Raw genomic sequence first — 22,858 nt, forward strand, 5'->3', positions numbered from 1 at the left:
CCCCACCACAGCATGCTCCCGGGCGCCTCGACTCCGTCTCCCTCATAGCCTGCATTTCTTCAGCTATGCGAAACATGAGAAGGAATTAATGAAGGGCCAGCCGACCAGCGATGTCATCGAGCAGATTCGCGACATACCGATCTATCAGGAGTCCCTGGCGAAGGGCCACTTCCCCCTGCTCGACAAACCGGAGATCGCCCGCGGGTTCCCCGACAACTGGATGACGCCGCGGCTGGCGGCGGCGCTGGAGAACGGCGAGGCGGAGTTCGTCCTGTCCACGGGCACCAACCACGCCCGGATGCAGATCATCCGGCCTCCGTACTTCCTGCTCCGTTCCTACTACGAGTTGTGGCGGAACCACCCCGACATCGGCGAGACGTGGGAGTCGGGCTGCCGCCGGGTCTCCCTCACCACGGTGCTCGCGACGGAACACGTGGCGCGGGTCAACGCCGCCCGCCGCGGCGTGGAGCACAAGGGAATACCCATCCTGGCCGACCGCTGGCTCGACGAGCGCACCTGCTACCTCAACCTGCGGCTGGATCCTGCGCAGTGGGTCCGCAAGGACGTACTGCGGATGCTCCGCGAGATCGACCTGGCACGGAGCACACACCCACAGGGCCAGTACCACCTCGACTGCTCCGGCTACCACTTGGCGCACCTGGTGCGCAAGGCGGAGGCCTGGGGCCTGCTGGACGCCTTCCCCGCGCCGGCCAGCGTCATCACCGCCTACGAGTACACCCCGGTGAACGTACGGCGGTTCCTGCACCGGCGCTTCGCCTGCCCGGTCATCGACCTGTTCGGCAGTACGGAGTTGGGCTACCTCTACTACAGCGACCGGGAGGGCCGGTACTGGCCCCACCTGGCCGGGATGAGCGTCGAGCTCCTGCCGGTGGCCCCCGGAAGCACGATCCACCAGCTCGTCGTCACCAGTGTGCGCAATCCCTACATGCCGCTCGTCCGCTACCGGTCGGGCGATTGTGTGCGCACCCTGGACGGCTCGCCGGACCCCGCGGCGATCACCCAGTTCTGTGGCCGTCAGAAGGAATTGCTGAGCACACCGAACGGCCCGGTCGCCCAGGGCGACCTCGACCGGCATATCGCAGACGCTTCCCCCCGGATCTTCCTGCACCAACTGCACCTCCACGGCGACGCCGACGCCACCCTGTCGTACACGACGTTCACCGACGAACCCCTCGGAGCCACCGAGGCCGCCGCGTTGCGGCAGGCCGTCGCCGAACTGACCGGACGGAACTGCCGGATCGAACACCGCACCCATATCCCCATCGGGCGCTCCGGCAAGTACGCCTGGCTCGTCAGCGCCGGCGCCTGACGCGCCGCCGCCTCTCCCCCCTCAGAAACGGAGTGCCATGACCAGCGGACAGACACTCTCCGCCGACGACCTGAAGCGTCTTCTCGGGGACGCGCTGCACACCGAGGTGGTACGGCATTTCCGCGACAAGGCGCCGGACATACCCCAGGACTTCGTGGAACGTCAGGTCACCGAATGCCTGCGGTACCTCTACCTCGTCTCCCGGTACCGGGACCGGCTCGCCGGGCTTTTCCTGCCCGTCGAACAGGACATCGACGAGATCTGGCACTACCTCATCCTGCAGACCCGAGAATATCGCGCGCTGTGCGAAGAGCGACTTCCCGGGCGGTTCTTCATCAACCACCGCAGCATCGCCTACGAGGACTACCAGGAAGAGCCGGGACGCGAACAGGCATTGGAAGAGGCATTGCGCTGGATCCCCCTCTACTGCCAGGAATTCGGGCCGTTCGACGAAGGCGCGCTGCCGCACTGGACCATGGTCCGGTTCCTCCATGAACAGCTGGACGTTTCCCTCACGGACATCGCGGAGCTGAAACCCATGGCCGTTGCCTGAGTGAAAGTGTCCTCGCCCGCATGACGATCGGAAGCTCTCCCTTGTCGACTCGCAGCGGACATCCGGTCGCCACGGGTGAGATTCCGGAACAGCGGCGCATTCTGGCCGTGCTGGTGCTGGCCCAGATCATGAGCGGCGCGGGTCTCACCGCGGGGATAACCGTCGGAGCCCTGCTCGCCGAGGAGATGCTCGGCTCCACCGGCCTCGCGGGAGTACCGAGCGCGCTCTTCACCGCGGGGGCCGCACTCGGCGCGCTCGGCATCGGCCGGCTCTGCGCCCGCTGGGGCCGCCGCCCCGGACTGGCGCTGGGCTACGCGACCGGGGCGCTCGGCAGCGTCGGTGTCGTGGTGGCCGCCGCCACCGACAGCGTGGCGCTGCTCTTCCCGGCCCTCGTGGTGTACGGGATGGGTACGGCGACCGGCCTCATGGCGCGCTACGCCGGCGCGGACCTGGCCTCCCCGGCCCGGCGTGGACGGGCCGTGAGCGCGGTGCTCTTCGCCACCACCCTGGGCGCGGTGACCGGGCCCATGCTGGTGACGCCGGCCGGCGAGGTCGCGCACGCCTGGGGCGTGCCGCGTCTCGCCGGGCCCTTCCTGCTGGCGGCCGCGGCGTTCGCCGCCACCGCGGTCGTCCTCGCCTGCCTGCTGCGGCCCGATCCGCTCCGGCTCGCCCAGGAGCTGGCCGTCCGGGCGGCGGGCGCCCCGGAGGAGGGCGCGGACACCGGCGAGGAGGGTGACGCGCGTACGGGCGGGATCCGCGCCGGGACCGCGGCGCCCGCCGGGCGTCACGACGTCGCCGTCGGCGCCACCGTGATGATCCTGGCCCAGGTCGTGATGATCGGGATCATGACGATGACGCCGGTACACATGCTGGCGCACGGTCATACCGCCCAGGCGGCTGGGCTCGTGATCTCCCTGCACGTCGGAGCGATGTTCCTGCCCTCCCCGCTCACCGGGCTGCTCGTCGACCGGATCGGCGGACGACGGGTCGCCCGCGCGTCCGGACCGCTGCTGCTGGCGGCCGGGGCACTGGCCGCCCTGTCGCCCGCGGGCTCGACGCCCGCGCTCGGCGCCGCTCTCGTACTCCTCGGCCTGGGCTGGAACTTCGGGCTGATCAGCGGCACCGCGATCGTCACCGACGCCCTGCCCCCGGACCGGCGCGCCTCGACCCAGGGGCTGGTGGACGTGGGGCTCGCGGCCGCCGGAGCGGCCGGAAGCCTGGCGTCCGGCCTGGTCGTGGCGTGGGAGGGCTACCCTGCGCTGGCCCTGATGGGCGGGCTGGCCGCCCTGTTGGTGCTGCCGGTGGCCGGCCGGTCCCCGCGTCGCGCACCGCGCACCGCCGGTACCAGCGGGCCGGGCGGGTGAGGGCGGTGCCAAAAGCCTTACGAGGGCTGGCGGAAGGCAGGGCCTTTCGGGTCGGCGGACGATCTCCGAGACGTCGAACCGTACGCATCGCGCTTTGGCCAAACGCTATTCGCCTGCCTCCCGGATGCTTCGACACCGTCCCCCTTCACGGTCGGGAGCGCGGGGCCGAAGCCCTCGCCCACCAGCGGAAAGGTCCCTCCCGTTAACGAAATCTTTAACGATGCTTTGGCGGGCCGGCCGCTCAGAACCAGCGTAAAACGGATAGCCCAAAGATTGGGGCTCCCCATACAGCACATTGTGGGCTTAACTTAGGTGGCATGACGTCCCCCCGCTCCACCTTCGGCGGCGGCTACCACGCCGCGTCGTTCCCCGACACTCCGATCTACGACTCCTTGGTCGCGGAGCGGGGAACCCCTCAGATCGCCCCCATCCGGGTTCCGGCCGCCTATGACACCGGCAACAGCTACCTGCCGGCCCTGCCGTCGGCGCTGCCCGCCCTGCCCGCGGCCCCGTCGCAGCAGACCGGTTACGGCTACCCGCAGCAGCAGCCGATGCCGCAGTACCAGCAGGCTCCGGCGCAGCACGCGCCGATGCAGCCCGCCCAGCTGCAGCACGCGCCCGCGCCGTACATCCCGCAGCAGCCCTCGGCGGTCCGCGGCTACCCGCAACAGCCGCAGCAGCCGCGGCCCGCGCCCGGCACCGGGTACGAGTCGATGCGCCCGGCCTCGCCGCGGCCCGCGCCGGCACAGTCGCCGTACGAGGACCCGTACAACCGCCCGTACCAGAGCCGGGGGTACTGAACCCGCGACTCCGTGCGACGAGGTGCGCCGGGGGACGCACCGGGCACCAGCCCCATCCCGGACATAGGGGTGTCAGTCGGTGCCCGGGAATCCACGCGTACGGGGTCAGAGGTTGCTGGCAGGATGGGTGCATGAGCTTTCCCGTGCTCCGTTCAGCCCACGTCTATCCGGTCAAGTCGCTTGCCGCCCGCGCCCGCGACCTGGTCGCCGTCGAGCCATGGGGACTCGACGGCGACCGCCGCTGGATGCTGGTCGACAAGGCGGCCAGGGCCGTCACACAGCGTCAGCAGCCGTCCATGGCGCGGATCTCGGCCGAGCCGCTGCCGGGCGGCGGCGTGCTCCTGTCCGCGCCGGGCTTTCCACTCCAGCGCGTCGAGGGGCCGGACCCCGGACGCGTGATCACCGTGGAGCTGCACCGGGACACCGTGGTGGTGGAGGAGGCGCCGGGCGACGCCCATGACTGGCTGAGCGCGGTCCTCGGCGCGGAGGTCCGGCTCGTGCATCTCGACGATCCGTCGCACCGCAGGCCCGTCGACCCGCTCTTCGCCCGGCCCGGGGACATGGTCTCCCTCGCCGACGGCTACCCGCTGCTGGCGACCACCACCGCGTCGCTCGACGCGCTCAACACCCTGATCGCCGCGGGCGACCGGCCCGGGGAGGGTCCGCTGCCGATGGACCGTTTCCGGCCCAACGTGGTGATCGGGGAGACCGAGGCGTGGGCGGAGGACCACTGGCGGCGGATCGCCATCGGCGAGGTCGCCTTCACGGTGGCCAAGCCCTGCGGCCGTTGTGTGATCACGACGACCGACCAGCGCACCGCCGAGCGGGGCAGGGAACCGCTGCTCACGCTGGCCCGCCACCGGCGGTTCGGCAAGCAGTTGGTCTTCGGCCAGAATCTGATTCCCGAGGGGGCGGGCGTGATCAGGGTCGGGGACCCCGTCCGGATCCTCGACGTCCTCGACGGATAGATCGACCGGATCGACAGAAGGGGCAGGGGGACGGGCGTGTGGGTGCTGTGGGCACTGCTGCGCGGGCGGGGCAGTCCGCTGCGCCGTGCCACCGACCGCCGCGAGGCCTGGGTGGCCCTCGGAGCGCTGCTGCTCCTCGTGGTCGGCGCCCCGGCCGCGGGCTGGGCGGGCGGGGCGGTGGCCGACGCCGCCCTCCAGCGGTCGGTGCGGGCCCAGCACGAGGAGCGTCACCCCGTCGACGCGGTGGTGGTGGGCCCGGCGGGGAGGGGGCGGTTCGCCGGTGATCCCGAGGGCGGCGCCGAACGGGCCGCGCGCACCTGGGTGGTGGCGTCCTGGGAGGCCCCGGACGGCAGTCCGCGCACCGGAAAGGTGGCCACCACGTCGCGGCCGGGCGGCCCGGGGTCCCCGGTGCGGATCTGGACGGACGCGGCGGGCCACCCGGTGCCGCCGCCGATGGACGGGCGCACCGCCCGGACCCACGCCGTGCTGGGCGGCATCGGCACGTTCCTGCTCACCGGCGCGTGCGTCGAGGCAGGCCGCCGACTGACCGTGCGACGCATGGTGCGGCGGCGGTACGCACGGCTGGACCGGGAGTGGGCAGCGGCCGGTCCGGACTGGGGCAGGGCCGGAAAGGGCGGCTGACCACGGCCTCCCCCGGCCGGGAGCGGGCAGGGGGAGACATCGCCCCGCGGGGCGGACTCGTCAACTCCCGCCCCTCACGCGCGCTACGGTGGTCCGACCCCGTCCGCCTCCCCGGCGACGGACGGACCCGAGGCATCGCACAGCACGAGGTGGGGGCAGAGCAACGCCATGGCACAGGGCACGGTCCAGGTGACGCACACCGGCACATCGCGATGGCGCCGCCGCACGGGCGAGTACGCCTCCCTCTCCGCGGCCCTGGAGGCGGCAGCCGACGGCGACGTCCTCACCGTCGCGCCCGGGACCTACCGGGAGAACCTCGTCGTCCACCGCGCGGTGACGCTGCGCGGGCCGGAGGGCTCGGTCGGTTCCGTGCGGATCGCGCCGATCGACGGCGTACCGCTGACCGTGCGCGCCTCCGCGGTCATCCAGGACCTCCATGTCGAGGGCCAGGACTCGGCGGCCCCGGCGCTGCTGGTCGAGGACGGCACGGCGGAGCTGACGGACCTGCGGATCGTGACGCGGTCCGCCGCGGGCATCGAGGTGCGCGGCGCGGCGCGGCCCACCGTGCGACGGTGCACGGTCGACAATCCGGCCGGGGTCGGCATCGCCGTGCTGGACGGTGCGGGCGGGGTGTTCGAGGAGTGCGAGATCGTCTCCGCGGGCCAGTCCGGGGTCTCGGTCCGCGACGGAGGGCATCCGCGCCTGGACCGCTGCCGGATCCACCACGCGTCCGGGGCGGGGATCGGCGTCACGGGCGAGGGCAGCGGCCTGGAGGCGTTCGGCTGCGAGGTGTACGAGATCAAGGGCAGCGGCATCCAGGTCACCGCCCGTGCCTCGGCCCACCTGACCGACTGCACCGTGCACCGCACCTCCGCGGACGGCGTCACTCTGGACACCGACGCGGTGCTCACCCTCGCCGACTGCGACATCCACGACATCCCGGAGAACGCGATCGACCTGCGGTCGCGTTCGGTGCTCACGCTGACCCGCTCCACCGTCCGCCGCTTCGGCCGCAACGGGCTCTCGGTCTGGGATCCGGGGACCCGGGTCGACGCCAACCAGTGCGAGATCCACGACAGTACCGGGGACTACCCGGCGGTCTGGGTCAGCGACGGCGCGACGGTGATACTGGACGCCTGCCGGGTGCACGACGTTCCCGACGCCCTCTTCGTCCTGGACCGGGGGTCGCGCGCCGACGTCGTGGACAGCGACCTCTCCCAGATCCGCAACACCGCCGTCTCCGTGAGCGACGGGGCCACCGCCCAGCTGGACGACTGCCGGATCCGGGAGGCGTCCACGGGCGCCTGGTTCCGCGACCACGGCAGCGGCGGCACGCTGAACAACTGCACCATCGACGCGGCGCAGACCGGGGTCATCGTCACCAAGGGCGCGGACCCCACCATCGAGCGCTGCACGGTCACCTCGCCGGCCGAGGCGGGGTTCTACGTCTCGGCCGAGGGCCGGGGCACCTTCGACAGCTGCCGGGTGACGGGCAGCGAGGGCTACGGCTTCCACATCATGGACGGCTGCCGCACCACGCTCACCCGCTGCCGCACCGAGCGGTGCGCGCGGGGCGGTTACGAGTTCCCCGAGGGCGACGCCGGCGCGGCCGGCCCGGTGGCCGAGGACTGCACGAGCGACGAGAGCGGTCTGCGTACGGCTTCGGCCCCGCCACCGCCCGCTGTGCTGACGGAGACCCGGTCGACGCCCGGTCTGCTGGGCGCGCTCCCCGGGCAGCGCGCGGTCGAGCCCGCTCCGGAGCCGGTCGTCCCGGTGGAGCCGGCCCGGGACTCCTCGGCGGTCCTCGGCGAGCTGGACGCGCTGGTGGGCCTGGACAGCGTCAAGCGCGAGGTGCGGGCGCTGACCGACATGATCGAGGTGGGCCGCCGCCGTCAGGAGGCCGGGCTCAAGGCCGCGTCCGTCCGCCGGCACCTCGTCTTCACCGGCTCCCCCGGTACCGGCAAGACCACGGTCGCCCGGCTGTACGGGGAGATTCTGGCCTCGCTCGGAGTGCTGGAGCGCGGTCATCTGGTCGAGGTGTCCCGGGTGGACCTGGTGGGTGAGCACATCGGCTCGACGGCGATCCGGACCCAGGAGGCGTTCGACCGGGCGCGTGGCGGGGTGCTGTTCGTCGACGAGGCGTACGCCCTCTCGCCCGAGGACTCCGGCCGGGACTTCGGGCGGGAGGCCATCGACACCCTGGTGAAGCTGATGGAGGACCACCGGGACGCGGTGGTGGTGATCGTCGCGGGTTACACCCACGAGATGGAGCGGTTCCTCACCGTCAACCCCGGGGTGGCCTCGCGGTTCTCGAGGACCATCACCTTCGATGACTACCTGCCCGAGGAGCTGCTGCGGATCGTCGAGCAGCAGGCAGAGGAGCATGAGTACAGCCTGGCGGAGGGCACCGGGGAGGCGCTCCTGAAGTACTTCACGGAGCTGCCCAAGGGCCCCGCCTTCGGCAACGGCCGCACCGCCCGCCAGACCTTCGAGTCGATGGTGGAGCGGCACGCGGGCCGGGTCGCCCAGCTCGCCGAGACGAGCACGGACGACCTGACCCTGCTCTACCCGGAGGATCTCCCCGAGCTGCCCTTCTGAAGGCCCGCCTCCGCCTGCCGGGGGACGAGCGGGCCCAACTCCGCGAGGAGATCGGCCCGCTCCTCGGCGAAGACCGGGTCGGCCTGGTAGTCGGAGTGCCCGAGGATCGGTTCGGGCAGCGGGAGCTTCGTGGTCCGCCCGTAGGCCAGTGGGTCCTTCAAGGGGCCCCGGTCGACGCCCGGGTCGGGGTCGGCGCAGATGCGGACGGGCCCGCCGATCGGGTCGGTGTGCCGCCACAGATTGCGCCAGCAGTGCACCGAGCGGTGCAGCCCGAGCAGCGGTCCGGGGCCGAAGTAGGCCGGGAACCACCGTCCGTACAGCCGCTCCAGGGGCGAGCCGTAGGTGAGCAGCGCGACCCGGCGGCGGGTCGCGTCGGGCAGTTGCCAGACGGCGGACGCGGCGAGCACGCTGCCCTGTGAGTGGCCCGAGATGACGAGCCGGCCCCGGGGCGTGGTCGTCGTCCAGGCGGACATCCGGGAGGCGAGGTCGGGAACCGCGCGCTCGGCGTAGCACGGGGGTGCGAAGGGGTGGGCGGCGCGAGGCCAGAAGGTGCCCACGTCCCAGAGGATGCCGATGGTGCGGCGGGCCGAGGCGTCCTTGTAGGCGCGGCGGCCACCGGCGACGAACAGGACGAAGCCGAAGCCGATCAGCCAGGAGCCGGTCGACTGCGCGGCCTCGGCGAACGATTCGACGAGCGGCCAGCTCCCGTCGGCGGCCCGGCCCGGCACCTCGTCACTGCGCCAGGAGCCGACGATCGCGCCCGCCCCCAGCAGCAGGGTGGCCCCGGAGACCACGCCGACGATCCAGGGCGCCGAGTCGGTGAGGGCGGCGGTCGCGCGGATCCGGGCGATGCGGCGGGTACGGCCCTCGTCGGGCGGTTCGGCGGCGTACTCCGCCTCGATGATCGGACCCAGCCGGCGGGCGGTGCGCGTGGTGCGGACGATCAGCACCAGGACCGGGACGAGCAGGAGCAGCAGGAGCACCGGGATGACGGAGGCCTGCCAGCTCAGCAGGACAGGCGGTCCGGCGATGTCGGTGCCGTGGCCCATGCCCGGGCTCCCCGGACCGTCGAGCCAGTCGGCGACCCGCTGGGCCACTCCCCCGGTCATCACTCCGCCGAGGGCGCAGGCGAGCATCGCGACCGCGGGGCCGCCGAGTCCGTGCAGGACGGTGCGCGGTTCGGGGTTACGCCGGAAGATGCCCTGGGCGACCAGGGCGAGGCCGACGACGAGGACGCCCTGGCCGAGGGCGAGGAGCCGGAAAGCGGTTTCGCCGGGCAGGCTGCCCGAGGACTCCCAGTCCGGGCGCGACCAGGAGGCGTACACGACGGCGAGGGCGAGCAGGGCGAGCGCGGAGCCGGGCAGATAGGTGATCAGGGCGGCGTCCAGCTTGGTGTCGCGGGTCCGTTCGCTGCGGCCCCGGCTGCACACGACCCGGACGACGACGAGCGCGCACAGGACGATCCCGCCCTCGACGGCCGCGCCGAGGAGCGGGGGCACCGGGCCTTCGGCGCTCCGGTCGTGTCGGGCGGCGGCGCCGGCGACGGCCGCGGCGACGGTCAGGAACCCGGCCGCCGTGTGGGCGGCGCGGAGCCGGGCGACGATGCGGCGGCCGTACCAGAAGCCGGGCCTGCCGAGCGCGGGGCGGATCGGGGCGGGCGGGCGCGGGGCCTCGTCGGTGTCCGGGTCGGGGGTGTCGGGGCCGTGGGCGTCGTGCCCCCCTTCGGGGCCCTGGGCGTCGATGTCCCCTTCGTCCAGCGGTGCTTGGGATTCGTACGCGCTCCAGGTCCGGTTGGACAGATACCACAGGAGCCCCACCAGGGCCGCGGGCACGACGGCGGCCAGGGCGAGACGGCGGCCGGGCTGCGACCACCAGCCGCCCTGCCGGGCCGACAGGAAACCGAGCCAGGAACGGCGTTCGGCGCAGGCCTCGGCGCCCGCGCACTGCCAGGCCAGCAGGTCCAGGGCGACCTCGCAGGCGGCCGCCGTGAGCAGCACGGTGAGGCTGAGCGCGACGAGCCGCACCAGTACGCCGTACAGCCGGACCGCGCGGGTGCGGCCGGTGGCGGTGGGGCGCATCCAGTGGGCGAGGTTGACCACCATGAACGGCAGGAGCAGCAGCCACAGGGCGCGGGAGCCGTTGCCGGAGGTGAGGCCGGACCAGCAGTACGCCTCCGCGACGGGCTCGTCCCGGTAGCGCTCGGGGTGCTTCTCGCCGTGGGCGTCCTCGGTGCGCCGGTACACGGCCGCGGTCTCGTCCCCGGTGACGCGGACGGTACGGGGATCGCCCAGCACCTCCTGCGGGGTGGCGCCGCCGACGCCGTGGACGAGCAGTTCCAGTGCGGTCCCGGTGTGGTGCGCGGACGGGGAGTCGGGCGGGGACGGGGGCAGGGCGGCAGGGGCCAAGGGGGGACTCTCTCTCGGGCGCGTCGGCCTCGCGGCCGACGGGGACGTGCGCAGGAGCGGATGGTGCGGGGCCGGGAGGTCGTGGGGGCCAGCGTGGTGACCCGCCGGACGCGAAGTCCCGAGGATTCCGGGCGCGGGGCGGGCGTGTGAAGCGGTCTCACGGAATCTCCCCAGGTGATACGCCGGACATGCCTGCGTGGCAGGATGAGCGTGTCGCGCAGACCGCTGCGGACCGTACGGCAGAGGGAAGGACCGGGCCCGGCGTTGAGCGAGAATCAGAACCTGCTCGCGGAGCAGCGACGTGCGCTGATCCTCGACGAGGTGCGCAGGCGTGGTGGGGTCCGGGTCAACGAGCTGACCCGCAAGCTGAACGTCTCCGACATGACGATCCGCCGGGATCTGGACGCGCTGGACCGCCAGGGCGTGATCGAGAAGGTCCACGGCGGCGCGGTACCGGTCGTCGAGGCGAGTACGCACGAGCCCGGGTTCGAGGCGAAGTCGGCGCTGGAGCTGAGCGCCAAGGAGGACATCGCGCGGGCGGCGGCGGCGCTGGCGGTGCCCGGCAGCGCGATCGCGCTCTCGGGCGGGACGACGACCTTCGCGCTGGCCCGGCATCTGCTGGACGTGCCGGATCTGACGGTGGTGACCAACTCGGTGCGGGTGGCCGACGTGTTCCATGACGCGCAGCGTCCGGCCGGGGGGCGCGGTGCGCGGCCCGGGGCGGCGACGGTGGTGCTGACGGGCGGGGTGCGCACTCCATCGGACTCGTTGGTCGGGCCGGTCGCGGACCGGGCCATCGGCTTCCTCCACTTCGATGTGTTGTTCCTCGGTGTGCACGGGATCTCGGCCGAGGCGGGGCTCTCGACGCCCAACCTCGCGGAGGCGGAGACCAACCGCCGTTTCGTCCGGGCGGCGCGCCGGATCGTGGTCGTGGCCGACCACACCAAGTGGGGCACGGTGGGGCTGAGTTCCTTCGCGACGCTGGAGGAGGTCGACACGTTCGTCACGGACGCCGGTCTGGCTCCACGGACGCGCGCGGAGATCGAGGAACATCTGCCGGGGCTGCTGGTGGCGGGCGACTCTCCCGCCGGGGCCGCCGACGCTTCGCCCGCCACCGAGGGCTGAGGCGGGGCGCTCCGGATTCCGTTCGGATCGGCGGGTCCACCGGACACCCCATAGGATCGTGGTGTGGCCGTCTTCCGGATCGAGCGCTTCTCCCCTCTCCCCGCAGCCGAGGCCTGGCGCCGGGTGACCGACTGGGAACGGCACGGCGCGCAGGTGCCGTTGACCGCGGTCTCGGTCCCGACGGGACTGCCCTCGCAGCTCGGGACGGTCTTCGTGGCGCGTACGGGGCTGGGCCCGCTGGCGTTCGACGATCCGATGGAAGTGGTGCGGTGGACGCCTCCCACCGGGGGCCGGGCCGGGGTCTGCCGACTGGAGAAGCGGGGTTCGGTGGTGCTGGGCCGGGCCTCGATCGACGTGCTTCCCACGGATTCCGGTTCCCATGTGGTCTGGGTCGAGGAACTGCGGGTGCGGCTGGTGCCCCGGTGGGGTGATCCGCTGCTCGCCTCCACCGGACGGCGGATGTTCGGCAAGGTCCTGGACGCCCTGCTCGCCTCCCCCGGCGACCGGTAGGACCGCCGGCCGGAGCAGGCGTACCTCAGCTTCTCCGTGAAGGTCACCGGCGACCGGGTGGCCGATGCGGTACGGGTGAAGCGACCGTCACACGATTGCGCCGTTTCCATGGCATCGATGCCGCCGTACGGAGCCCCCGACCGGTCGTACCGCCCGTTCGGTGCCAGACTCGGCCAGATGACGGATCTGGACGATACCTCTGCCGACCTGAGTCTCCCCGATGGCCCGGACGGCCCCGACAGCTCGCGTCCGCGCGCTCTGGTGACCGGGGCGACCGGCTACATCGGCGGCCGGCTGGTGCCCGCTCTGCTCGATGCGGGGCACCGGGTGCGCGCCCTCGCCAGAACGCCGCAGAAGCTGCGTGACTATCCCTGGGCGGACCGGGTCGAGGTGGTGCGCGGCGATGTCACCGACGGCGCGTCCCTGGCTGAGGCGATGCAAGACGTCGATGTGGCGTACTACCTGGTACACGCGCTCGGTTCCGGTTCGGACTTCGAGGAGACCGACCGCAGGGCGGCCCGGACCTTCGGCGAACAGGCGCGGGCGGCCGGGGTGCGCCGGATCGTGTACCTGGGCGGGCTGACCCCGGCCGGGGTGCCGGAGCGAGACCTGTCGCCGCATCTGCGCTCGCGGGCCGAGGTGGGGCGCATCCTGCTGGACTCCGGGGTGCCGACGGCGGTACTGCGCGCGGCGATCGTGATCGGCTCGGGGTCCGCCTCGTTCGAGATGCTGCGGTATCTCACCGAGCGGCTGCCACTGATGATCACCCCGAGCTGGGTGCGGACCCGGATCCAGCCGGTGGCCGTACGGGACGTCGTCCGGTATCTGGTGGGGAGCGCGAAGCTGCCCGAGGAGGTGAACCGGGCCTTCGACATCGGGGGCCCGGACGTCATGACGTACCGGGACATGATGCAGCGCTACGCCCGGGTGGCGGGGCTGCGGCGACGGCTGATCCTGCCGGTGCCGGTACTCACCCCGACGCTCTCCAGCCGCTGGGTCGGTCTGGTCACCCCGGTGCCCAGCTCCATCGCCCGGCCGCTCACGGAATCGCTGCGTCACGAGGTGGTGTGCCGGGAGCACGACATCAAGGAGTACGTCCCCGATCCGCCGGACGGGCCCATCGGCTTCGACCGGGCGTTGCGTCTGGCCCTGAAGCGGATCCAGGAGGCACGGGTCGACACCCGCTGGTCCAACGCCTCGGTGCCCGGCGCGCCGAGCGACCCGCTGCCCACCGACCCGGACTGGGCGGGCGGCAGCCTCTACCGCGACGAGCGGGAGCTGACCGTGCCGGTCGGGCCGGACGCGCTGTGGCGGGTGATCGAGGGCATCGGCGGGGAGAACGGCTGGTATTCCTTCCCCCTGGCCTGGGCGGTACGCGGCTGGCTCGACCGGCTCGTCGGCGGGGTGGGGCTGCGGCGCGGCCGCCGGGACGCCCAGCGGCTGCGGGTGGGCGACTCGCTGGACTTCTGGCGGGTGGAGGAGATCCTCCCGGGCGAACTGCTGCGGCTGCGGGCCGAGATGCGGGTGCCGGGCCTGGCCTGGCTGGAGCTGTCGGTGCGCCGCGACGACCGGGGCCGGACGGTGTACGGGCAGCGCGCCCTGTTCCATCCGCGCGGGCTGTTCGGCCACGCGTACTGGTGGAGCGTGTGGCCCTTCCACTCGGTGGTGTTCGGCGGGATGGCTCGCAACATCGCCGAGGCTGCCGCGGCCGAGGAGAGACGGCGCGCGTCGATGGCCGACAGTGGTACAGACAACTGACGGCCCTGCCGCTAGGGTGTGCCCGGCCCAACACGCCGCAGCCCGCCGGGAGGTGCACGCGATGGCACGCCTACTCCGTACCGTGGGACTGGAGTTCGTCGATTCCGCGCCGATGCGTCTGGTGTTCGCCGCCGAGGTGTCCGCGCCCGTGGGCGTGGTGTACCGCGCGCTCGCCGAGGATGTCGCGTCCTGGCCGTCCTGGTTCACCGCCGTCACCCTGGCCACGCCCACCCATGAGGGGGCGGGCCGCGAGGTGCGGCTGCGGGGCGGGGTCCGGTTCCGCGAGACGATCGTGGCCGCCGAGCCGGACACGTGCTACGCCTACCGGGCCGACGAGTCCAACGTGCCGGGTCTCCGTGCCCTGTTGGAGGAGTGGCGGCTCACTCCGGAGGAGTCCGGTACCCGGGTGCAGTGGACCTTCGCCGCCGACGGAACGGGACTGTTCCGCCTGGTGCTGAGCCTCGCGCGGGCGGGGGTGGGCCGGTCCTTCCGGGACGCCGTGCGCCGCCTGGACGCGCGGCTGGCGACGACGACGCCCTGAGCTGTGCGGCCGGCGCGGCCCTCAGCAGGGCCAGGTGCCGGTGGTGAGGAAGTCGTCGATGGCGGTGGTGTACGGGGCGATGTCCAGGCCCTGTTCCTCCAGCCACGAGTCGGAGTAGTACTTGTCCAGGTAGCGGTCGCCCGGGTCGCACAGCAGCGTGACGACGCTCCCGCGCTCGCCCCGCTCCACCATCTCGGCGATGAGCTTGAACGCGCTCCACAGTCCGGTGCCCGTCGACCCGCCCGCCTTGCGGCCGATGGCGCGCTCCAGGGCGCGGACGGCGGCGACGCTGGCGGCGTCGGGCACCTTCATCATGCGGTCGATGGCGCCGGGCACGAAGCTGGGCTCCATGCGCGGCCGGCCGATACCCTCGATGCGCGAGCCGCGGTCGCTCGTGGCGAGCGGGTCGTGGTTGGTCCAGCCGTCGAAGAAACAGGAGTTCTCCGGGTCCGGCACACAGATACGGGTGTCGTGCTGGAGGTAGTGGACGTAGCGGGCGATGGTCGCCGAGGTGCCGCCGGTCCCGGCGGTGGCGACGATCCACGCGGGCTGCGGGTAGCGCTCCAGGCGCAGCTGCTGGTAGATCGACTCCGCGATGTTGTTGTTGCCGCGCCAGTCGGTGGCGCGCTCCGCGTAGGTGAACTGGTCCATGTAGTGCCCGCCGGTCTCGGCGGCGAGAGCCGCGGACTGTTCGTACATGGTGCGCGAGTCGTCCACGAAGTGGCACCGCCCACCGTGGAATTCGATGAGCCGGGTCTTCTCCGGGCTGGTGGTGCGCGGCATCACGGCGATGAACGGGACGCCGATCAGTTTGGCGAAGTACGCCTCCGACACGGCCGTCGAACCGCTGGACGCCTCGATGACCGGCCTGTCGGGCCGGATCCAGCCGTTGCAGAGCCCGTACAGGAAGAGCGAGCGGGCGAGGCGGTGCTTGAGGCTGCCGGTGGGGTGCGTCGACTCGTCCTTGAGGTAGAGGTCGATGCCCCACGCCTCGGGCAGCGGGAAGCGCAGCAGGTGGGTGTCGGCGGAACGGTTCGCGTCGGCCTGGACCTTGCGTACGGCCTCCTTCAGCCAGGCCCGGTACTCCGGGTCACTGCGGTCGACGTCCACGGTGGCCCTGGCCCCGTGCCCGGCTGCGTGCTCACTGGTGTCCATGGGCCTGCTCCTGTTGGTCGTCGATCCGGTGCTCGCGGCTCCACGATATGCACTCCACCTGCGCAAACGGTCACTTTGATGGTCCATAGCGCTGCCTTTGACCACCGCCCGCGGGGGCAGCGGCGACGGGCGGTGCGGGCGAGGGCCCGTCGTCCATCCGGGCCCTCTGGCGATCCGGCCCGCGCCGGGGCACACTGCACAGCAGGGAGTGGTGTCGAAGGGGGGCGAATCCGCCATGACGGACGTCGAGTTCAGTGCTTCGGGGGTCAGGATCGAGCGGTTCACCAGGTCGCTGACCAGGGCTGGTCAGGTGGTGGTGAAGGACGGGCGGCTGTCGCTGCTCACGAGCAACGGGCGGGAGATCGACAGCGCCCCGGTGGGCTCGGTCAGCGCCCGCACGTGGTGGTTCATCGCGGCGGATTCCGTCATCGCCCGGGTGAACGGGGTGCGCTACCGGTTGACGATGGGGCAGCGCAGCCGCAGGCGCGACGGGGCGGCTCCACTGCGGCGCTTCCTGGAGGCTCTGCGCCACGCGCGCGGCCGCCGGGACTGACCGGCACGGGTCCGGCGGACCGGTTCGCGGGCCGCCGGGCTCCGCCGCGAGTTGCGGAGCCGTATCCCCTGGGCCACGCTGGTCCCATGTCACTGAAGGTGCACCCTCGGTGACAGAGCGATCCGCTCCACGGACTGGATCGCGCGACACGAGCAGACACGACAAGAGCAGAGCGGATTCGGCAGTCAGTCGTCCGCCGGCTCCGTTCGTTTCTCTTCTCTTCTTCCGGACCTATTTCGGGGAGTCGCAGCCGTGATCAGCGAGCCAAGCAGGCACTGCACGGTGGAGCTCCAGGCCCTGCCGTCGCGGATCGGTCAGGTCCGCAGAATCATTTCGGCGCAACTGCGCTACTGGCATCTCGATCCTCTGATCGACCAGGCGGCCCTGGGCGTCACCGAGCTTCTCACCAATGTTCACCGGCACGCACAGCCGGACAAGTCATGCACCGTCGACATCGAGCTGCTGCTCGACCGTCTGACGGTCTCCGTCCACGACCACGACCCGCGCCTGCCCACGGTGAACGAGGCGGACTCGTTCGCCACGTCGGGCCGGGGTCTGGCTCTGATCGCCGCCGTCAGCGAGAGCTGGGGCGTCCGGCCGATCGGCTCGGCCGGGAAGGCCGTCTGGTTCACCCTGCCCGCGGCCACGGGCGCCTCGACCCTGCCACCGCTCCCGGTCTACGGGTCGATGACCGACGGGCCGTTCGGGGCCGTGACCATCACCCCCGACGACATCGTGGCCGTGCCCGCCCGGTCGGCCGTGGTCGGCTGAAACGGAGCGGGCGGGGCTGGCCGGGCCGATGGTGTGCGCCGGACCGGCTTCGGGCCGCACCACCGCACACCGTTCCGGCCCGGTGGTCACGCCCTGCCGCCGCCCGCGGCCGGCCGGGATGGCGGCGGCAGCGGTGAACGGTGCGCTGACGGCGGGGGTCCGCGGGCGTCAGGCCAACGCCGTGAGCGGGTCGTCGAGGACCGGCTGCCAGGCCAGTTCGGCGGCGCCCACCAGGCTGTTGTGGGCCAGGGTGCACGGCAGGATCGGCACGCTGCCGCTGCGCCCCCACAGGCTCCGGTCGGCGACGACGGCGCGCAGCCGCTCCGGGTCCGCCTCCAGCAGGTCGCGGTGGAGCCCGCCGAGGATGATCCGGTCCGGGTTGAGGATGTTGACCAGTCCGGCCAGCCCCAGCCCCAGGCGGTCGATCAGCGCTTCGGCGGCGTGCCGCACGGCGGGGTCGTCGTACTCCGTACGGAGCAGGTATCCGGCCTGCTTGAGGAGGGACTCCTCGGGACCCGGTGCGCGGCGGGCGGTGGTGAGGAAGGCCAGCGGGTCGGTCTCCACGTCGAGGCAGCCACGCCCGCCGCAGTGGCAGGGCCGCCCCTCGGGGTTCACCGTGAGATGTCCCACCTCCAGCGCGAGACCCGAACTCCCGCTGTGCAGGCGGCCGTCGAGGACGAGGGCCCCGCCGACGCCCCGGTGGCCGGTGGCCACGCACAGGAGGTGCTGGGCACCGCGGCCCGCGCCGTGCCGGTGCTCGGCCAGCGCGGTGAGGTTGACGTCATTGCCGGTGAACGCGGGCCCGGTGATGCCCGCTTCGCGTACGCAGGCGGCGAAGATGTCGCGGACCGGGGAGCCGGCGGGCCAGGCGATGTGCAGCGGGTTGAGGGCGGTGCCCTCCGGCTCGGCGACCGCGGAGGGCACCGCGAGCCCGGCCCCGACGCAGCGCAGCCCGCTCTCGCGCAGCAGCCCCGCCCCCGCTTCCACTACCTCGCCGAGCACCTGTGCCGGGTCGGCCATCACCGCGACGCAGCCCGGCGAGGTGGCGACGATCCGGCCGCCGAGCCCGACGAGCGCCGCCCGGAAACCGTCGGCGTGCACCTGGGCGGCGAGGACGACGGGGCCGGTCTCCAGGACGGACAGCCGATGCGAGGGGCGGCCCTGGGATCCGGCCGCCGACCCGGGGCTGGAGTCGACCCGGATCAGCCCGAGTGCCTCCAGTTCCGCGGCGACCGCCCCGGCGGTGGCGCGGGTGACGCCGAGTTCGGAGGTGAGCACGGCCCGGGTGGGGGCGCGTCCGGTGTGGACCAGTTCCAGTGCGGGCCCGAGCGCACTGCGGCCCCTCTCCAGCTTCGTCCGGGTGGTGGTCGCCTTGCCGTTCATGGGGGCGAGTCTCCCATGATCCGAAGGCTCCCCGGACGCCCAGGGCCTGCCCGGGGATCCCGTTCCGGCCACGGCCGGGACCCCGCGACGTACGGCGTGCAGCGGTGTTGCGCCCGTCGCCCGAGCGCCCCTATGCTGAGTTTGTGCCGCAACTAAACAAACTGCGGACGGCCCTACCCGGGGGACCTGGCGGAGACACCGCCCCACCCTCGTCGGCCCGCCTCCGTACCGCGCTGACCGTGTTCTTCGCCCTCGACGGGTTCCTCTTCGCCGGCTGGGTGGTCCGTATCCCGGCCATCAAGCAGCAGACCGGAGCCTCCGCCTCCACCCTCGGCCTCGCCCTGCTCGGCGTCTCCGCCGGGGCGGTCATCACCATGATGCTCACCGGCCGGCTGTGCCGCCGTTACGGCAGCCATGCCGTCACCGTGGTCTGCGGCGTCCTGCTTCCCCTGAGCATCGCCCTGCCCGCCCAGACCCACTCGGCGCTCTCCCTCGGCCTCGTGCTGCTGGTGTTCGGAGCGGCGTACGGCGGGATGAACGTGGCGATGAACAGCGCCGCCGTCGACCTGGTCGCCGAACTGCGCCGGCCCGTGATGCCGAGCTTCCACGCGGCGTTCAGCCTGGGCGGCATGGTCGGCGCCGGGCTCGGCGGGCTGGTCGCGGGGGGCCTGACCGCGTCCACGCACCTCTTCCTGCTGGCCGGGACAGGCCTGCTCGTCACCGCGTTCACCGGGCCCGCCCTGCTGCGCCACCGCCCGGTCCCCGCCGCTCCTCAGCCCGTCGGCCGGGAAGCGCCGAAGCAGCGGCTGTCGCCCCGGGCCCGCCGCGTCGTCGCGCTCTTCGGCGTGATCGCCCTGTGCACGGCGTACGGGGAAGGGGCGCTGGCCGACTGGGGCGCGCTGCACCTGGAACAGGACCTGGGCGCGCACCCCGGGCTCGCCGCCGCCGGCTACGCGCTGTTCGCCCTGACGATGACGGCGGGCCGGCTGACCGGGACCCTGCTCCTGGAACGGCTCGGGCAGACCCGCACCCTCGTCCTCGGCGGCGTGACGGCCTCGGCCGGAATGCTGCTGGGCTCGCTGGCGCCGACCACCTGGCTGGCGCTGGCCGGGTTCGCGGTCACCGGCCTCGGGCTCGCCAACATCTTCCCCGTCGCGGTGGGGCGTGCGGGCGAACTCGCGGGACCGGGCGGAGTCGCCGCGGCGTCGACGCTCGGCTACGGCGGGATGCTGCTCGGCCCGCCCGCGATCGGCTTCCTCGCCGACTGGTTCTCGCTGCCGCTGGCCCTGACGACGGTCGCCCTGCTGGCCGCGGCGGCGGCCGCCCTGGGCTACGGAGCGCGCAACGCGACGACGGACGCGCACACCTGATCACCCGCACACATGGTCGATTGAGTAGCCGTACTCAGGCAGGACCCGCTCCGCCGGCCCACGATGGAAGCCTCGACCGAGCAAGAGGCAGAGCGAGCAGCAGGGGAGCACACCATGAAGCGCCTGACCGACCACCCGCACCTGAACACCCTGGTCCGGCTGACCTTCCGCAACCCCGCTTCCCTGATCTACCTCGGGCTGGTGCTCGCGGCGACGCTGTTCGTCGCCGCGGACACCCTGTTCGTCGCCCACGAGGACGCCTCTCTCTCCGGCGTCTGGCTGTTCCTCCTCGCGGCCCCGACCGTCTTCCTGTTCTTCCTCGGCGGCTCCCTGGCGGGCGCCGAGGCCGGCGGGCCCGCGTGGTTCCTGGTGCTCGGCCTGGTGGTCTCGGTCCTCGTCCAGTCGCTGGCCCTGGGCTGGTTCGTCCGCCTGGTGCGCCGGGCCGGGTCGGCCGGTTCCGCGCACCCGCAGGGCGTCTGAGGGCCGAACAGGAGGCCTGGCACAATCGCCGCCATGCAGATCGCCGAGCACATCGCGTCGTTGTCCGAGGAAGGGCGGCTGCTCGCGGACGCCGCCGAGCGGGCCGGATCGGGAGCATCGGTCCCGACCTGTCCCGGCTGGCAGATACGTCATCTCCTGCGGCACACCGGCATGGTGCACCGTTGGGCGGCGGCGTTCATCACCGAGGCCCACACCACCTACCGGCCGGACGGCGGCGAACCCGCCCTCGACGGCGCCGAACTCCTGGACTGGTTCCGCGAGGGGCACCGCCATCTGGTCAGCTCCCTGGAGGAAGCCCCCGCCGACCTGGACTGCTGGACCTTCATGCCGGCCCCCTCGCCCCTGGCGTTCTGGTCCCGCCGCCAGCTCAACGAGACGACCGTGCACCGCGTGGACGCCGAGTCGGCGCTCGGCGGTCCGCTGACCCCGGTGTCCGCGGACCGGGCGGTCGACGGCATCGACGAGCTCCTCACCGGCTTCCACGCCGGGCCCAAGAGCAAGGTGCGTTCCAAGAAGCCCCGGACGCTGCGGGTGCGGGCCGTGGACACGGAGGCGGCCTGGACGGTACGGATCTCCCAGGATCCGCCCCGGGCCGTGCGGTCGGAGGCCGGGGCGGATCCGGGCGACGGCTTCGACTGCGAGCTGAGCGGTACGGCGGAGGGGCTCTACCTCACCCTCTGGAACCGGCTGCCGCTCACCGCCGTCACGCTGCGCGGCGACCGCTCGGTGGCCCGGATCTGGACGGACAATTCCGCGGTCACCTGATGAGTGCCGCCGGAACACCGCCGGGCCGAGAGACCGGGTGCGCCTCGGGTCAGCCGAGCCAGGCGAGGCGCACCAGACCGGATTCGTAGGCGAGGACGACGAGTTGGGCCCGGTCGCGGGCTCCGAGCTTGACCACGGTGCGGCTGACGTGGGTCTTCGCGGTGAGCGGGCTGACGACCAGTCTGCGGGCGATCTCCTCGTTCGACGGGCCGATGCCGACCAGCGCCATCACCTCCCGCTCCCGCTCGATGAGCCGGGCGAGCGAGGCGGCGGCCGTCGGCACCTTGGAGCAGGCCGCGAACTCCGCGATCAGCCGGCGCGTCACACCCGGCGAGAGCAGCGCGTCCCCGCCGACCACCGCCCGCACCGCGCGCAGCAGTTCCTCCGGTTCGGTGTCCTTGACCAGGAAGCCCGAGGCTCCGTTGCAGTTCCGCGACGACCCGGAAGCCGCCGTCCGGGCGAGGTCCCGCCTCGATCGTGCCACCGAGGGCGGCGGCACGCTCCCGCATCCCGACGAGTCCGTTGCCGCCGCCGCCCGCGTCGTTCCCGGTGAGAGGTCCCTCGTCGTCGACGCGGAGCCGGACGCGCCCGGAGCCGTAGCCGATGTGCACCAGGGCGGTACAGGAGCCGGAGTGACGGACGACGTTGGTCAGGGCCTCCTGGACGATGCGGAAGGCGGCGAGACCGGCGCCGGGCGGGACATCGGCCGGACCGCCCTGGCTCTCCACCGTGACGGTGAGCCCGGCGGACGCCGCCTGTTCGACGAGCTCGGGAAGCCGGTCGAGGCCGGGGGCCGGGGAGGTCGGGGCGTCACCGGGCGCCCGGAGGTTGGCGAGCACCCGGCGTACCTCGTCGAGCGCCTCCTTGCTGGCCCCCTTGATCGTGGTGAGCGCGGTCCGGGCCTGTTCCGGGTCGGAGTCGAGCAGCGCGAGCCCGACCCCGGCCTGCACGTTGATGACGGAGATGGAGTGGGCCAGCACGTCGTGGAGTTCGCGGGCCATACGCAGTCGTTCCTCGTCGGCCCGCCGCCGCTCCGCCGCCTCGCGCTCCGCACGGGCGGCGGCCCACTGCTCGCGGCGCACCCGCAGCAGTTCGGCGGCGGCCACGACGGCCAGGACCCACGCGGTGATGAAGCCCTGCTGCGTCCAGGGCGCGACTCCGTCGCCGCCGGGCGGCAGCCACCGGTACAGCCAGTGGGAGACCAGGACGTGCCCGGCCCACAGCCCGCCCAGCGACCACCAGGCCGCCTTCCGGTGCCCGGCGACGATCGCGCTGAAGCAGCCGACGGCGACGGCGACGAACACCGGCCCGCACGGATAGCCCGCCGCGAGATAGACCAGGGTCGCCGCGCAGGTGGTGGCCACGGCGGCCACGGGGCGGCGATGGCGGAAGAGCAGCACGACGACCGCGACGAACAGCAGCAGCCGGGCGGCCGGGTCCAGAGGCCGGCGGTCCTGTCCGTGCTCGGCGAAGCCCGTGCCGACCAGGACGAACAACAGCAGCGCGGCCGTCGACGCCCAGGACAGCCCGGCGGCCGTCTGAGAGCGCGCGCCGGACAGCCACGCCGGCGGGCCACCTCGCCCGCGTGGCTGTCCGGGAGGCCGGGGGCCCGGGAAGCCGCAGGGATGACCGCCGTGCCGGAGCCGCGGTTGCTGTTCGTCCACGGCGGCCACGCTAGACGGCGGACGGGTGCGGAGGCGTCCGCCGTGCGTGGTGATCACGCGTACTCCGTGGGGAGTACGCCACCAGGAAAGCGGTGCTCCGCC

Annotated in this window: 19 protein-coding genes and 2 pseudogenes; 16 read left to right on the plus strand and 5 right to left on the minus strand. The window is 73.0% G+C overall.

Annotation, left to right across the window (positions count from 1 at the left end; all coding sequences use genetic code 11):
- Positions 1 to 88 precede the first annotated feature (88 nt).
- From AB0F29_RS28940 to AB0F29_RS28970, 7 genes are all read left to right on the plus strand, one after another.
- Positions 89 to 1,330 carry a hypothetical protein gene (locus AB0F29_RS28940; RefSeq protein ID WP_361877870.1) on the plus strand — a complete coding sequence of 414 codons (1,242 nt, stop codon included), beginning with the start codon at positions 89 to 91 and terminating at the stop codon, positions 1,328 to 1,330.
- A 37-nt stretch (positions 1,331 to 1,367) separates the two neighbouring features.
- Positions 1,368 to 1,883 (plus strand): hypothetical protein, encoded by a 516-nt coding sequence (locus tag AB0F29_RS28945; RefSeq protein WP_361877873.1) that lies wholly within the window; start codon positions 1,368 to 1,370, stop codon positions 1,881 to 1,883.
- Positions 1,884 to 1,990: 107 nt separating this feature from the next.
- Positions 1,991 to 3,247 (plus strand): MFS transporter, encoded by a 1,257-nt coding sequence (locus tag AB0F29_RS28950; RefSeq protein ID WP_361878030.1) that lies wholly within the window; start codon positions 1,991 to 1,993, stop codon positions 3,245 to 3,247.
- Between the two features lie 317 nt (positions 3,248 to 3,564).
- Entirely contained in the window at positions 3,565 to 4,047 is a 483-nt protein-coding gene (locus AB0F29_RS28955; protein WP_361877876.1) for a DUF6643 family protein, read from the plus strand.
- 131 nt (positions 4,048 to 4,178) lie between these two features.
- Positions 4,179 to 5,015, plus strand: coding sequence for an MOSC N-terminal beta barrel domain-containing protein (locus tag AB0F29_RS28960; RefSeq protein ID WP_361877879.1), 837 nt, complete (start codon positions 4,179 to 4,181; stop codon positions 5,013 to 5,015).
- A gap of 36 nt (positions 5,016 to 5,051) precedes the next feature.
- Entirely contained in the window at positions 5,052 to 5,657 is a 606-nt protein-coding gene (locus AB0F29_RS28965) for a hypothetical protein (RefSeq protein WP_361877882.1), read from the plus strand.
- Positions 5,658 to 5,825: 168 nt separating this feature from the next.
- Positions 5,826 to 8,255, plus strand: a complete 2,430-nt coding sequence (locus AB0F29_RS28970) for a right-handed parallel beta-helix repeat-containing protein (RefSeq protein WP_361877885.1) — start codon at positions 5,826 to 5,828, stop codon at positions 8,253 to 8,255.
- On the opposite strand, the gene AB0F29_RS28975 is transcribed toward AB0F29_RS28970, so the two are convergent.
- Positions 8,222 to 10,660, minus strand: coding sequence for a hypothetical protein (locus tag AB0F29_RS28975; RefSeq protein WP_361877888.1), 2,439 nt, complete (start codon positions 10,658 to 10,660; stop codon positions 8,222 to 8,224). The genes AB0F29_RS28970 and AB0F29_RS28975 overlap by 34 nt on opposite strands.
- 264 nt (positions 10,661 to 10,924) lie before the next feature.
- Here AB0F29_RS28975 and AB0F29_RS28980 point away from each other — a divergent pair, with 264 nt between their 5' ends.
- From AB0F29_RS28980 to AB0F29_RS28995, 4 genes are all read left to right on the plus strand, one after another.
- Entirely contained in the window at positions 10,925 to 11,785 is an 861-nt protein-coding gene (locus tag AB0F29_RS28980; RefSeq protein ID WP_361877891.1) for a DeoR/GlpR family DNA-binding transcription regulator, read from the plus strand.
- 63 nt (positions 11,786 to 11,848) lie between these two features.
- Positions 11,849 to 12,295, plus strand: coding sequence for an SRPBCC family protein (locus AB0F29_RS28985; protein ID WP_361877894.1), 447 nt, complete (start codon positions 11,849 to 11,851; stop codon positions 12,293 to 12,295).
- Positions 12,296 to 12,472: 177 nt separating this feature from the next.
- On the plus strand, positions 12,473 to 14,053 hold the full coding sequence (locus AB0F29_RS28990; protein ID WP_361877897.1) for an SDR family oxidoreductase: 1,581 nt from the start codon (positions 12,473 to 12,475) through the stop codon (positions 14,051 to 14,053).
- 61 nt (positions 14,054 to 14,114) lie between these two features.
- Positions 14,115 to 14,594: an SRPBCC family protein gene (locus AB0F29_RS28995; RefSeq protein WP_361877900.1), complete on the plus strand. Its 480-nt coding sequence runs from the start codon at positions 14,115 to 14,117 to the stop codon at positions 14,592 to 14,594.
- Between the two features lie 21 nt (positions 14,595 to 14,615).
- On the opposite strand, the gene AB0F29_RS29000 is transcribed toward AB0F29_RS28995, so the two are convergent.
- A complete protein-coding gene (locus AB0F29_RS29000; RefSeq protein ID WP_361877903.1) occupies positions 14,616 to 15,749 on the minus strand; it encodes a PLP-dependent cysteine synthase family protein in 1,134 nt (377 codons plus the stop codon).
- A 235-nt stretch (positions 15,750 to 15,984) separates the two neighbouring features.
- Between AB0F29_RS29000 and AB0F29_RS29005 the strand changes: the two genes are divergently transcribed.
- Both AB0F29_RS29005 and AB0F29_RS29010 read left to right on the plus strand, forming a co-directional pair.
- Positions 15,985 to 16,302 (plus strand): hypothetical protein, encoded by a 318-nt coding sequence (locus AB0F29_RS29005; protein ID WP_361877905.1) that lies wholly within the window; start codon positions 15,985 to 15,987, stop codon positions 16,300 to 16,302.
- 252 nt (positions 16,303 to 16,554) lie between these two features.
- Complete coding sequence (locus AB0F29_RS29010; protein ID WP_361877908.1) at positions 16,555 to 17,073, plus strand: ATP-binding protein; 519 nt, start codon at positions 16,555 to 16,557, stop codon at positions 17,071 to 17,073.
- Positions 17,074 to 17,241: 168 nt separating this feature from the next.
- On the opposite strand, the gene AB0F29_RS29015 is transcribed toward AB0F29_RS29010, so the two are convergent.
- Positions 17,242 to 18,456: an ROK family protein gene (locus AB0F29_RS29015; protein ID WP_361877910.1), complete on the minus strand. Its 1,215-nt coding sequence runs from the start codon at positions 18,454 to 18,456 to the stop codon at positions 17,242 to 17,244.
- Between the two features lie 239 nt (positions 18,457 to 18,695).
- Here AB0F29_RS29015 and AB0F29_RS29020 point away from each other — a divergent pair, with 239 nt between their 5' ends.
- From AB0F29_RS29020 to AB0F29_RS29030, 3 genes are all read left to right on the plus strand, one after another.
- Positions 18,696 to 19,826, plus strand: a complete 1,131-nt coding sequence (locus AB0F29_RS29020; protein ID WP_361877913.1) for an MFS transporter — start codon at positions 18,696 to 18,698, stop codon at positions 19,824 to 19,826.
- Between the two features lie 114 nt (positions 19,827 to 19,940).
- Positions 19,941 to 20,306, plus strand: a complete 366-nt coding sequence (locus tag AB0F29_RS29025) for a hypothetical protein (protein ID WP_361877916.1) — start codon at positions 19,941 to 19,943, stop codon at positions 20,304 to 20,306.
- A gap of 33 nt (positions 20,307 to 20,339) precedes the next feature.
- On the plus strand, positions 20,340 to 21,092 hold the full coding sequence (locus AB0F29_RS29030) for a maleylpyruvate isomerase family mycothiol-dependent enzyme (RefSeq protein WP_361877919.1): 753 nt from the start codon (positions 20,340 to 20,342) through the stop codon (positions 21,090 to 21,092).
- A 49-nt stretch (positions 21,093 to 21,141) separates the two neighbouring features.
- Here the strand turns inward: AB0F29_RS29030 and AB0F29_RS29035 are convergent.
- Both AB0F29_RS29035 and AB0F29_RS29040 read right to left on the minus strand, forming a co-directional pair.
- Positions 21,142 to 21,513, minus strand: a pseudogene (locus AB0F29_RS29035) (response regulator transcription factor); the annotation flags it as partial.
- Between the two features lie 10 nt (positions 21,514 to 21,523).
- Positions 21,524 to 22,618, minus strand: a pseudogene (locus AB0F29_RS29040) (histidine kinase); the annotation flags it as partial.
- Positions 22,619 to 22,858 lie beyond the last annotated feature (240 nt).

Origin of the sequence: Streptomyces sp. NPDC026589 (assembly GCF_040638385.1) — a bacterium.
Lineage (GTDB): Bacteria > Actinomycetota > Actinomycetes > Streptomycetales > Streptomycetaceae > Streptomyces.

Bases quoted from the DNA above. Each gene is read 5' to 3' on its own strand.
- AB0F29_RS28960 (WP_361877879.1), top strand. From the start codon at position 4,179: ATGAGCTTTCCCGTGCTCCGTTCAGCCCACGTCTATCCGGTCAAGTCG.
- AB0F29_RS28970 (WP_361877885.1), top strand. From the start codon at position 5,826: ATGGCACAGGGCACGGTCCAGGTGACGCACACCGGCACATCGCGATGG.
- AB0F29_RS29030 (WP_361877919.1), top strand. From the start codon at position 20,340: ATGCAGATCGCCGAGCACATCGCGTCGTTGTCCGAGGAAGGGCGGCTG.
- AB0F29_RS28945 (WP_361877873.1), top strand. From the start codon at position 1,368: ATGACCAGCGGACAGACACTCTCCGCCGACGACCTGAAGCGTCTTCTC.
- AB0F29_RS28955 (WP_361877876.1), top strand. From the start codon at position 3,565: ATGACGTCCCCCCGCTCCACCTTCGGCGGCGGCTACCACGCCGCGTCG.
- AB0F29_RS29015 (WP_361877910.1), bottom strand. From the start codon at position 18,456: ATGAACGGCAAGGCGACCACCACCCGGACGAAGCTGGAGAGGGGCCGC.
- AB0F29_RS28995 (WP_361877900.1), top strand. From the start codon at position 14,115: ATGGCACGCCTACTCCGTACCGTGGGACTGGAGTTCGTCGATTCCGCG.
- AB0F29_RS29000 (WP_361877903.1), bottom strand. From the start codon at position 15,749: ATGGACACCAGTGAGCACGCAGCCGGGCACGGGGCCAGGGCCACCGTG.
- AB0F29_RS28940 (WP_361877870.1), top strand. From the start codon at position 89: ATGAAGGGCCAGCCGACCAGCGATGTCATCGAGCAGATTCGCGACATA.
- AB0F29_RS29005 (WP_361877905.1), top strand. From the start codon at position 15,985: ATGACGGACGTCGAGTTCAGTGCTTCGGGGGTCAGGATCGAGCGGTTC.
- AB0F29_RS28990 (WP_361877897.1), top strand. From the start codon at position 12,473: ATGACGGATCTGGACGATACCTCTGCCGACCTGAGTCTCCCCGATGGC.
- AB0F29_RS29025 (WP_361877916.1), top strand. From the start codon at position 19,941: ATGAAGCGCCTGACCGACCACCCGCACCTGAACACCCTGGTCCGGCTG.